This window comes from Psychrilyobacter sp. (genome assembly GCF_049671765.1).
Lineage (GTDB): Bacteria > Fusobacteriota > Fusobacteriia > Fusobacteriales > Fusobacteriaceae > Psychrilyobacter.
In genome coordinates this window covers 1-12096 of record NZ_JBATVM010000216.1, presented here as the reverse complement: position 1 = coordinate 12096, position 12096 = coordinate 1, and the positions used below count along the sequence as shown (strand labels likewise).

At 31.8% G+C, this 12096-nt stretch carries 11 protein-coding genes; 8 read left to right on the top strand and 3 right to left on the bottom strand.

Annotation, left to right across the window (positions count from 1 at the left end):
- Window positions 1–500, bottom strand: a 500-nt coding sequence (locus WBG30_RS10425) for an aminotransferase class I/II-fold pyridoxal phosphate-dependent enzyme (protein ID WP_424504593.1), incomplete at its 3' end; no start/stop codon positions are given.
- A gap of 41 nt (window positions 501–541) precedes the next feature.
- Window positions 542–1501, bottom strand: coding sequence for a homoserine dehydrogenase (locus WBG30_RS10420; protein WP_424504592.1), 960 nt, complete (start codon window positions 1499–1501; stop codon window positions 542–544).
- Between the two features lie 919 nt (window positions 1502–2420).
- Between WBG30_RS10420 and WBG30_RS10415 the strand changes: the two genes are divergently transcribed.
- The 5 genes from WBG30_RS10415 to WBG30_RS10395 are packed head-to-tail and all read left to right on the top strand — an operon-like array spanning window position 2421 to window position 7815.
- A complete protein-coding gene (locus tag WBG30_RS10415) occupies window positions 2421–3938 on the top strand; it encodes a 2-isopropylmalate synthase (protein ID WP_424504591.1) in 1518 nt (505 codons plus the stop codon).
- Window positions 3939–5255, top strand: a complete 1317-nt coding sequence (locus WBG30_RS10410) for a 3-isopropylmalate dehydratase large subunit (RefSeq protein WP_424504590.1) — start codon at window positions 3939–3941, stop codon at window positions 5253–5255. It abuts the gene before it with no gap.
- On the top strand, window positions 5248–5787 hold the full coding sequence (locus tag WBG30_RS10405) for a 3-isopropylmalate dehydratase (RefSeq protein ID WP_424504589.1): 540 nt from the start codon (window positions 5248–5250) through the stop codon (window positions 5785–5787). The genes WBG30_RS10410 and WBG30_RS10405 overlap by 8 nt, the downstream gene beginning before the upstream one ends.
- Before the next feature lie 26 nt (window positions 5788–5813).
- Window positions 5814–6872, top strand: a complete 1059-nt coding sequence (gene leuB, locus WBG30_RS10400) for a 3-isopropylmalate dehydrogenase (RefSeq protein WP_424504588.1) — start codon at window positions 5814–5816, stop codon at window positions 6870–6872.
- A gap of 25 nt (window positions 6873–6897) precedes the next feature.
- Window positions 6898–7815: a branched-chain amino acid transaminase gene (locus WBG30_RS10395; protein WP_424504587.1), complete on the top strand. Its 918-nt coding sequence runs from the start codon at window positions 6898–6900 to the stop codon at window positions 7813–7815.
- Window positions 7816–7921: 106 nt separating this feature from the next.
- Here WBG30_RS10395 and WBG30_RS10390 read toward each other — a convergent pair whose 3' ends face one another.
- Window positions 7922–8578 (bottom strand): YczE/YyaS/YitT family protein, encoded by a 657-nt coding sequence (locus WBG30_RS10390; RefSeq protein ID WP_424504586.1) that lies wholly within the window; start codon window positions 8576–8578, stop codon window positions 7922–7924.
- A gap of 171 nt (window positions 8579–8749) precedes the next feature.
- On the opposite strand from WBG30_RS10390, the gene WBG30_RS10385 reads away from it, so the two are divergent.
- The 3 genes from WBG30_RS10385 to WBG30_RS10375 form a co-directional block, all read left to right on the top strand.
- On the top strand, window positions 8750–10585 hold the full coding sequence (locus tag WBG30_RS10385; protein WP_424504585.1) for a glycoside hydrolase family 3 protein: 1836 nt from the start codon (window positions 8750–8752) through the stop codon (window positions 10583–10585).
- Window positions 10586–10663: 78 nt separating this feature from the next.
- Window positions 10664–11569 (top strand): N-acetylmuramic acid 6-phosphate etherase, encoded by a 906-nt coding sequence (gene murQ, locus WBG30_RS10380; protein WP_424504584.1) that lies wholly within the window; start codon window positions 10664–10666, stop codon window positions 11567–11569.
- Between the two features lie 89 nt (window positions 11570–11658).
- On the top strand, window positions 11659–12096 hold a 438-nt coding region (locus WBG30_RS10375), incomplete at its 3' end, for a PTS transporter subunit EIIB (RefSeq protein WP_424504583.1).

Below are 12096 nucleotides of genomic sequence, written 5' to 3'. Positions count from 1 at the left end.
ATAGCATCTAAATCGACGATTTGTCCTGTAGGGTTTTCCAATGTTTCTATAAAAATCACCTTTGTTTTAGGAGTTATCGCTTCTTCTAAGGTCTTTAGGTTAGAAGTTTCGAAAAACCTTGTTTTTATTCCAAAGTCCTCTATTGTATTAGATAAAAAGTTATAACTACCTCCATAGATTCCCTTTGCTGAAACTATTTCATCTCCTGATCTAGCTATAGTTAGGAGGGCATAAGTTATAGCAGCTGATCCTGATGCTACTGCCAATCCTCCTACTCCACCTTCTAATGCTGCTATTCTTTTTTCTAATACTTCAGTGGTAGGGTTTCTTGTTCTTGTATAGGAATACCCTTTTTCTTCTAAGTTGAATAATCTTACAGCATGATCAGTATTTTTAAAAGTATATGATGCAGTTTGATAGATAGGGACAGCTCGGGCTCCTGTTAAGGGATCTTTTACTTGTCCGGCATGTAATTGTAAGGTCTCAAATTTTAAACTCATAATTATACCTCCTTTAATTTTTATTATTTTTCATAAATTTTTTATATCTGCCAGCTTCTACTATTTATAATTTTATATAGATCTGAAACCACAGCATTTGCTGTAGTACTTCCCCCTGCACCTTCCCCATAAAAAATTGTTTTCCCTGTATAACTTCCTTCTATCTCTACAGCATTATATATCCCATTAACTTCATAGAATAGGTCATCTTTTCCTACTAATGTTGGTTTGATAGATAGAGTTATTTTTTCTGTTTTTTCGTCTATTACGGCTTCTCCTAATAATTTATATTTTTGGTTATTAGTAGCGGCTTTTCTTATATCTTCGGTTGATAATTTTGTTATCCCGTTTATTTTTATCTCTGTAAATTCTTTTAGTTCCCCCCAGGCTAAGTAACTAAGTAAACTAATCTTATGAGCGGTATCTATTCCATCAACGTCAAATGTCGGGTCTGTTTCAGCATATCCTTTTTTAGTTGCATCGATTAAAGCTCTTTCATAACTAGATCCGTTACTCATTTGTGTCAAGATATAATTTGCTGTTCCATTTAATATGCCTCTTATTTTTTTTAATTTATTGGGGAAAAGGGATTCTTTTAAGGGGGATAAGATAGGTATTCCACCCCCTACAGCAGCCTCAAAAAAGATTTTTACACCGTTTTTTTTAGCTAACTGAAATAATTCATTACCATGGATAGCTAAAAGTTCCTTATTAGCAGTGATTAAATTTTTTTTTGATAATAGAGTTTTTTTAGCGATTTCTAGAGGGATATCTTTTCCCCCCATTAATTCAATGATAGTATCAATAGAGTCATCTTCTAATATTTCTTTATAATCAAAAGTAAATGAATAGTTTTTAAATTCTTCTCTAAATGTTCTATTACAGATTTTTATAATTTTTATCTCTTCACCCAATAATTTTTCGATTTTTACCCTTTGACAAGAAATAATACTGAGTACCTCTTTACCTACGGTACCAATTCCAATAATTCCAACGTTCATCCTCTACCTCCAAATAATTTTTGTAAAATAAAAAAGCCTGTGGAGTTTCCCACAGGCTTTCTAGTTAAAGATGCTTGTGAACAAACTCGTAAGTTACTACAAAACGAGTCTGTTCTTAAATTTAAAAAATTTAAGTTACAAACCCTACCAAAGCATCATCATTAGCATATTTAATTGTCCGATTCTTGAATTAACCATCTTAATCAGCTCACTTATTTTTATTTTTTTTCTTTTAGAATAAAACTTTTTTGTTACTAAAGTTCTAACTTTCAAACAGTTTAGCATTTTTTTTTTGATATGTAAAATTAATTTTTTGTTTGTTTTCTTATTTTTTAATAAAAAAAACCTTGTTCTATAAATTTTTATCTTTTTTTTTAATATGAATTTACCTTCGTTAAAAAAAAATAACAATAAAATAATTATCTCTTTTATTATTATTAAAGGACCTTTCAACACTAATTGTATCAATAATTTATTCTATTAGTCTCAATATTAAGTATTAAATTAAAATTTAATTTGAAAAATTTTTGTTGACAGAATAAAAATTAACTGTTATTATTTTTCTTAATTACAAAACGAGGAGGAAAGAATATGATTTTAACTAATATCTTATCTATAAATTTATTATTATTGCTGCTGTTATTATTATTGCCGTTAGGTTGCAAGCAATTAAATATATTTAGAATGATATTGGGGAAATTGTATACTTTTAAACATCCTGTTTTAAAATAATTGGGAAGAGTGTATCTATGATGGTAGCTAATATTATTGGCTGCTTTTTTTTATAAATAATTATAAAAAATATAAATTTTTTTAGGCAGCTATAGTTATAGCTGTTTTTTTTATTAACCTAGGAACCGAATGCAACTTCATGTTGTTTTTAATAATAGTTGAAAATTAGAATTAGGAGGAAAAAATTATGGAAAAAATGATAAAAATATTTGATACAACACTAAGAGATGGGGAACAATCACCAGGATGTAGTATGAATATAGAGGAAAAAATAAAAATGGCTAAACAACTAGAAAAATTAGGGGTGGACATAATTGAAGCAGGATTTCCTGCATCATCTAAAGGAGATTTTAATTCCGTCAAGGCAATTGCTGAAAGTGTCACAAATGTAAGCGTGGCAGGGTTAGCAAGGGCGTTAAAGGGAGATATAGATACTACGTGGGAAGCCATAAAAAATGCTCAACATCCAAGGATTCATACATTTATAGCAACTTCAGATATTCATATGAAGTATAAATTAAAAAAGACACCAGAAGAGGTTTATAAGCAAGCAGTAGAGATGGTTAGATATGCAAAGTCTAAATGTGATGATATAGAATTTTCGGCAGAGGATGCTACGAGAACTAGACCAGAATTTTTATATAAAATAGTAGAAGGTGCTATAGAAGCAGGAGCTACAGCTATAAATATACCTGATACAGTGGGATATACCACTCCAGATGAATTTTATAAGATAATCAAAGGTGTAAGAGAGAATGTAAAAAATATAGATAAAGTAGATATATCGGTACATTGTCACAATGATTTGGGACTAGGAGTTGCTAACTCTCTAGCTGCAGTAAAAGCAGGAGCTACACAAATAGAATGCACTGTAAATGGAATAGGAGAAAGAGCAGGAAATGCAGCTTTAGAAGAAGTGGTTATGGCCATGAAGGTAAGAAAGGATATCTATCCGGGACAGACCAGAATAAATACAGAGGAGATCTATAAAACTAGTCAACTTGTCACAAAAATAACAGGAGTAGAGGTACAGCCAAATAAAGCCATTGTAGGAGAAAATGCTTTTGCTCATGAATCAGGAATCCATCAGCATGGAATGTTAGAAAATAAAGAAACTTATGAAATTATGACACCTGAATCTATAGGACTGAGTAAAAATAAGATGGTACTTGGAAAACATTCAGGAAAACATGCTTTTGAAAATCATTTGAATGAATGTGGATATGAACTTAGCAAGGAAAAAATGGGAGAAATTTTTATAAGATTTAAAGAGTTAGCAGACAAGAAAAAAGATGTATCAACAGAAGACATAGAAGCTCTTATAGATGGTGCAAGGGAAATAAAAGACAAGGCTTATAGACTAAATAGATATACTGTAAATACAGGTAATACAATCACTCCTATAGTATCTATAAATGTGGAAAAAGATGGAGAAATAATAGAAAATGTAGCCTTTGGAGACGGTCCTGTAGATGCAGCATTTAAGGCCATTGACAAGATTGTAGATGTGGAATTTAAACTGAATAAGTATGTTATAAAAGCAGTGACAGAGGGAAGCGATGCTCAGGGAGAGGTATTTATAAGACTGGGGAAAGATAATAAAAATTATAACGGAAGGTATACGAGTACTGATATAGTAGAAGCCAGTATCATGGCATATATGGGAGCCATAAATAATTATTTTGATGAAAAAGGGAGAAGATAGATGACTATAGTAGAGAAAATTTTAGCAAATAGATCAAATAAACCCCAAGTGAAACCTGGAGATAATATATGGGTAGATGTAGATATCTTAATGACTCATGATGTGTGTGGACCTGGAACAATGGGAATATTTAAAGGGAACTTTGGTGAAAAGGCCAAGGTATGGGATAAAGAAAAGATAGTTTTAATCCCTGATCACTATATATTTACAAAGGATAAATATGCCATGAGAAATATAGAATATGTGACTAAATTTGCCAAAGAACAGGAAATAAAACATTTTTATGAGCCTTTTACAGATGACTACAAAGGAGTATGTCATGTAGCACTTGCAGAAGAGGGGCATAATAAACCGGGAGATGTATTGTTTGGAACCGATTCTCACACATGTACATCAGGAGCCTTTGGACAATTTGCTTCTGGAATAGGAAATACAGATGCAGGATTTATTATGGGAACAGGAAAACTTTGGGTGAGAGTTCCAGAATCAATTAAATTTCAATTTGAGGGTAAATTTCCTAGTTATATTATGGGAAAAGATGTGGTACTTCAGACAATTGGAGATATAGGATTTGATGGCGCTACATACAGATGTATGGAATATGGTGGGCAAGCTATATCAGGGTTAAATATGGAAGAGAGAATGACAATCTGTAATATGGCCATAGAAGCCGGTGGAAAGTGTGGAATAATAGCTGCTGACGAAGTGACTAAAAAATATTTAGAGGAAAGAGGAGTAACAGAATATGAAGTTCATAACTCAGATACAGATGCAGTTTATCATTCTGTTCATACCTATGACGCTAGTAAGGTAGTTCCAGTAGTTGCAAAGCCATATTCTCCAGGAAACGTAGAGCCAGCAGAAAACTTATCTCATATAGAGGTAACTAGATCATATATAGGATCTTGTACAGGAGGAAAAACTACAGATTTTATAGCAGCAGCTAAGATACTTAAAGGGGAAAAAGTAAAGATAGAAACTTTTATTGTTCCTGCTACAAAAAACGTAGAAAGAAATTTTGAAACGATCACTATAGGAGGAGAAACACTGAGAGAGATATTTGAAAATGCCGGATGTAAGATAGGACCTCCATCGTGTGCAGCATGTCTAGGTGGCCCAAAGGATACATTTGGTAGAACTCATGCAGATGAAGTAGTAATATCTACAACTAATAGAAATTTTCATGGAAGGATGGGATCTATGGATTCAAAAGTATACCTAGCGTCTCCTTTTACAGCAGCGGCATCAGCATTGACAGGAAAGATAACAGATCCAAGAAAATATATATCTAAAATAGAGGTGGAAATAGATGGATAAAATAAGGGGAAAAGCATATGTAGTAGGAGATAATATAGATACTGATCAGATAATTCCAGCTATTCATTTGGTGTATAGAACCGATATAGAGGAAGAATCTAAAAATTATGGTAAATATGCCATGTCTGGAATGGATCCAAAAACTATAGAGGTACCTTTTATAGAGGGAGATAGATATGAATCTGACTATACAGTAATGATTTCAGGAAAAAACTTTGGATGTGGATCATCTAGGGAGCATGCCCCTCTATCACTTGATAAAGCGGGGATAAAAGCTGTGGTAGCAGAGAGTTATGCAAGGATATTTTATAGAAATTCTGTAGATGGAGGTTTTTTAATTCCATACGAAACTAAAGACAGATTAGTAGATGAGATTAATACTGGAGACGAGATAGAAATATCAGGAAATATATTAAAAAATATAACTACAAATAAAGAATATATTTTGGGAGAGTTGGGAGATATAGAGGGAATAATAACAGCTGGTGGTATATTTAATTATGCAGTTGAAAATGGATTTATAACTAAATAGGTCTACATTAAATTAGGAGGGCAAAGATGGAATATAAAATAGCAGTAATGCCAGGAGATGGTATAGGTAAAGAAATAGCCGAAGGAGCAATAAGTGTAATAGAAAAAATAGGGGGAAAATATAATCATAAATTTAATATAAATTATGCTGATATAGGTGGAATAGCCATAGATAATTATGGGACACCACTACCAAAAGAAACGATAGAGATATGTAAAAATAGTGATGGGATAATTTTAGGTGCTGTAGGAGGACCTAAATGGGATGAACTTAAAGGGGAAGACAGACCAGAAAAAGGACTTTTAAATATCAGAAAAGAATTAGGGCTATATACAAATCTAAGACCAGCTATAGTCTATGAGCCATTAAAAGATGCTTCTCCACTAAAGACAGAGATAATAGGTGAAGGTCTTGATATATGTATAGTTAGGGAACTGACTGGTGGGATTTATTTTGGAGAAAAAGGAGTAAAAGAAGATGGAACAGCCTATGATGTGCTTTCTTATAATGTTAGGGAGATAGAAAGAATAGCGATAAAAGGTTTTGAAATAGCCATGAAGAGGGGTAAAAAAGTTACAAGTGTGGATAAATCCAATGTATTAGAAAGTTCTAGATTATGGAGAAAAACTGTGATAGAAATTTCAAAAAACTATCCAGAGGTAGAATTAAATCATATGTATGTAGATAATGCAGCTATGCAGTTACTTGTAAATCCAACTCAATTTGATGTTATTTTAACGATGAATATGTTTGGAGATATATTATCTGATGAAGCCAGTATGATAACAGGATCTATTGGGATGTTACCATCAGCTAGTATAGGAGAAAAATATGGATTATATGAGCCTATTCATGGGTCTGCACCAGATATAGCAGGACAAGATATAGCCAACCCAATAGCCACTATTCTATCGGTAGCTATGATGTTTAAGCACTCTATGGGATTAATAGATGAAGGCACAGCTATAGAAAAAGCTGTAGAAAAAGTTTTGAATGACGGTGTAAGAACTAGGGATATATATACAGACGGAACTAAATTAGTTGGGACCAAAGAGATGGTAAGGGCCATAATAAAAAACATTTAATAGATAATATATTTAGGAGGGAATTATGATAGATACTAAAAAAATATGGATGAACGGTGAGATGATAGATCATGATAATGCTAAGGTTCATGTTTTATCACACGCAATGCATTATGGATCGAGTTTTTTCGAAGGTATAAGAGCTTATAAAACAGACAATGGAACAGCTATATTTAGATTAGATGAGCATATTGATAGACTATATAATTCTTGCAAAATATACAGAACGGAAATTCCATATTCTAAAGAAGAGATGAAAAAAGCTATATTTGATACTATCAAAATAAACGGTATTAAAAGTGCTTATATCAGGCCATTGGTATACAGAGGATATGAATCTTTAGGTGTAAACCCATCTAATTGTCCCGTTGAGACTATGATAGCTACTTGGGAATGGGGAGCATATCTAGGAGAAGAAGCTCTTACTAAAGGAGTTAACGTTTGTGTATCTTCTTGGAGAAGATTAGCACCAAATACAATGCCTACAGCTGTTAAAGCTGGTGGAAATTACTTAAGTTCTCAGCTTATAAAGATGGAAGCATTAGAAAATGGGTATGATGAAGGAATAGCATTAGATTATTCTGGCAATGTCAGTGAAGGAAGTGGGGAAAACTTATTTATAGTTTCCAATGGGAAAATCTATTCTCCTCAATCAGGGTCATCTGCACTTATTGGTATTACACGGGATTCAGTAATAACAATAGCTCGTGATCTAGGATACGAAGTTGTAGAAGAAACAATTTCTAGAGAATCACTATATACAGCAGATGAGTTATTTTTTTCTGGTACTGCTGCTGAAATAACACCAATAGCTAGTGTTGATAAAATTAAAATTGGAAAAGGTCAAAGAGGACCTATTACAGGAAAAATTCAAGAAGTATTTTTTGAGATGACTAAGGGGAAAAAGGCTAAATATAATTCATGGTTAACTTTGGTTAAATAGGTTTGGATAAAAAAATGAGGATGATCTAAAAAATCGGCCTCATTTTTTTAGTTTAGAAAATTATAGAAGTTTAGTTTGCATCTGTCTGGATACAACGTCACGTTGTTTATTTTTTTAAAATATAGGCTTTCAAAAGAATTATTTCGTCTTTTATATTTCTATGAGTAACAGATTTAACATCAAAATTAAACATTTTAAAAACATATTGAATAAAACTACCAGTAAATACTGCTGTAATAATAGTACCTACTCCTGCATATCCTCCTAAAAAATATCCTATAACTAAAACAGTTATTTCAATGATGTTTCTTATAAACATAATTGAAAAACCAGTTTTTTTCGTGAGAGCAACCATCAATGCATCTCGAGGACCACATCCAAGGCCAGTTGAGATGTATAGATAACCACCTATAGCTAATATAAACAATCCTATAAACATCATAGGAACACCACTAAGAGGGCTATGACTAAGGGGAATCAAATTGGAAAAAAGGATCAGATCCATAAAACTTCCAAGGAATATAATATTAAATATTGTACCACTTCCTATTTGTTCTCCTAAAAAAATATCCAAAGTTATAACTAAGATTCCAATAAGGATACTGGCTTGACCAATTGTGATATTTCCAACTTTTGAGATACCTTGGTGAAGAACATCCCATGGCGAAAATCCTAAATTGGATCTTATAATAATAACAATTCCTAAAGAACAGACAAAAAAACCAAAAAACAATTTTATATATTTTAAAATTTCATTTTTCATAAAATCCCTCCTATGTATATTTTTAATATTGTTGTAGTATAACTTGTTTTTTATTTATTCACAAGGTGATTCTATATTAGAAATTCAATTCGGAATAAAAAAACTCGTTATTGTTTCGAAAGAAGAATTTTTTATAGTATAATCTATCATAAAATGAGAGAGGTGGAAGATATGAAAAAAGTAAAAATGATATTGATGAGTTTAGGACTGTGCTTAGGAATATTAGGGTGTACAAATGCTATAGATGGTATGTCAAATGTAAATACGTCTAGGGTAAGGGCAGAAAAAATAGTAGAGAGAATGAGTGATCGAGAAAAGTTAGGGCAACTTATGATGATTGATTTTAGAAATTGGAATAAAAAACCATTTACTGTAATGAATTCAGATGTAAAAAAAATTATTATAGATTATGATTTAGGAGGGATTATACTTTTCAGAGAAAATCTAGTAAATACAGAACAAACGGTAAAATTGATAGATGATATGCAAAATATATCTAAAAAAATGCCTTTATTTATAGGAACAGACCAAGAGGGAGGATATGTTACTAGATTACAGCAGGGAACGGAAATGCCTGGTAATATGGCCTTGGGAGCGAGTAGGAATCTGAAATTAGCCCATGATGTAGGGAAAACTATTGGGTCAGAATTAGATGCACTAGGGATAAATTTTAACTTTGCACCAGTTGTAGATGTAAATTCTAATCAAAATAATCCTGTAATTGGAGTGAGATCCTTTGGAGGTGATCCCAAATTAGTAGGAGAGATGGCATCTGCTTATATAGACGGACTTCAAGGAGAAGGGGTGATATCTACAATAAAACATTTTCCAGGACATGGGAATACAGAGACTGATACCCATATTGGACTGGCTACAGTAAATTATAATAAAAAACAGTGGGAAAATATAGATAAACTACCATTTCAGATGTCTATTGATAATGGGGTAGAGGCGATAATGACAGCTCATGTTATTGTTCCTGCTTTAGATAATAATAAAATAATGTCAAAAAAAGATGGGACTTTGATAGGAACACCAGCTACTCTTTCTAAACCAATAATGACTGGAATATTAAGGGATGAAATGAATTTTAAAGGAATAATAATAACAGATGCTCTAAATATGCATGCTATATCTGAAAATTTTGGAGAAGCGGAAAGTGTAGAAAGAGCAATATTAGCAGGTGGCGATATTATGCTTATGCCTGTAATTGTATGGAATCAAGTGGATATTAAAAAATTAGAAGTCTTATACACTACTATATTAGAAGAGATGAAAACTAATAGAGAATTAAAAAATAGGGTAGAAGAATCTGCAAAAAGAGTTGTAGAGTTGAAATTGAAAAAAGGGTTAAATAAAAAAGAAAACGTTGAAAAAAGAATAAAAAATGCAGAAAAAATAGTAGGAAGTAAAGAAAATAAAAGTGTAGAAAAAATAGTAGCTGAAAGAGGGATTACTCTTATAAAAAATGAAAATATTTTACCTATGGATCTTACAAAAGGTAAAAATATCTTGTTGATTGCTGAAACTAAAACACGTGGGAATATGATGGAGAATGAAATTATAAAAATAGAAAAAGACGTAAAGATAGAAAAGTTTTCAGTAGATTATAAAGATGGATTAACAGAAGATATAAAAAATGGAATAAAAAATTCTAATTATGTAATTTTAGCGACCTATAACTTGAAAAATGATACTAAAATTAATGAAATAATTAAATTTTCTAATGAAAATAATAAAAAAATGGTGGGTATATCTACAAGAAACCCCTATGATATTGTCTATACTCCTACAATAAAAGCAAATATAGCTATTTATGGAATAACAGGATTTGATCAAACTAATTATGGAATAAATTCTCTAGAAGCTAATATTAAAGCAGGAATTAGAAGTGTATTTACAAGAGATGGAGTCTTATTAGTGGTTCCAAAAGGAAAATTGCCTGTAAATATAAAGGATGAAAAGGGGGAAATAATCTATAAAATAGGTCATGGATTAAGTTATTAGATAAAATTTTTTCTCATCCTTGACTTTCGGAATAAAATATTCTAATATAAAAGTATATTTAGTTTAATGGGGGAAATTATGAAATTGAATTTAAAACAGATGGTAACTGAGAGTAGGAATAAGAATACTACAAATATCGATATGTTAAACACAATAGATATGGTGAAAGTAATAAATAATGAGGATAAAAAAGTGGCTTTGGCTGTGGAAAAAGAATTGAAAAATATTGCAAAAGCTATAGATAAGATAAGTTACGCATTTTTAAATGGAGGGAGATTAATATATATAGGTGCTGGAACATCTGGACGATTAGGAATATTAGATGCCAGTGAATGTCCTCCTACATTTGGAACACCGGCAGAATTAGTGATGGGATTCATTGCAGGAGGAAAAGAAGCCATTTTGAAAGCAGTTGAAAATGCAGAGGATAATAAAGAACTATGTATAGATGATTTAAAAGAGATTGATTTTAATTCTAAAGATGTATTGGTAGGAATAGCAGCTAGTGGAAGAACTCCATATGTAATGGGAGGGATTGAGTATGCCAAGAGATTAGGAGGTATAACAGTAGGTGTGAGCTGTAATCCCGATAGTATATTGGCAAAATCTGTAAAGATACCAATATCTCCAGTAGTAGGAGGAGAGGTAGTAACAGGCTCGTCTAGATTAAAGGCTGGGACAGCACAAAAATTAGTACTTAATATGCTGACTACTGGATCTATGATAAAGATCGGAAAGGTATATGGAAATCTCATGGTAGATGTAGAAGCTACCAATGAAAAACTTGTGGAAAGACAAAAGGAAATAGTCATGGAAGCGACTGATTGCAATAGAGAGGAAGCCACTTCTGCCTTGAAAGATACAGAGGGGCATTGTAAGACTGCCATCCTCATGATCTTGGGAGATTTAGAAGCAAAAGAAGCGAAGATATTACTATTAGAGAAAAAAGGTTTTATTAGAGATGCGTTAAAAATGATTAAATAAATCTTTAAATAGATGCTTTTAATGTGTGCATCACAGGAAAATTAAAATTATTTATTATCAATTAGGCTAAAAGTTGTTGGGGGGAAGAGATGGATTATAATGAAATTGTAAAAAAAATAATGAAACTTGTAGGAGGGAAGAAAAATATCTCTGGGTATACTAGTTGTATGACACGTTTGAGAATATCGGTAGAGGATTTGGATAAAGTCGATACGGAAGAATTAAAAAAAATTAAGAGTGTGCTGGGATTAAACGAAAATGGGGATGAATTACAGCTAATATTTGGTCCTGGGAAGGTTAAAAAGGCATATACAGCAATGGATGAACTTTATAAATCAATAGATGAAAATAAAAATAATGAAGAGGAATGTTTTGAAGATACAATAAAAAAACAAAAGAATACTGTAAAAGCCAAGAGAACAAGTAAATTTCAAGGATTTATGGCTAATTTTTCTAATATATTTGTTCCGTTAATTCCAGGATTTATCGCAGCTGGGATGTTAGCAGGACTGGCAGGATTGTGTAAA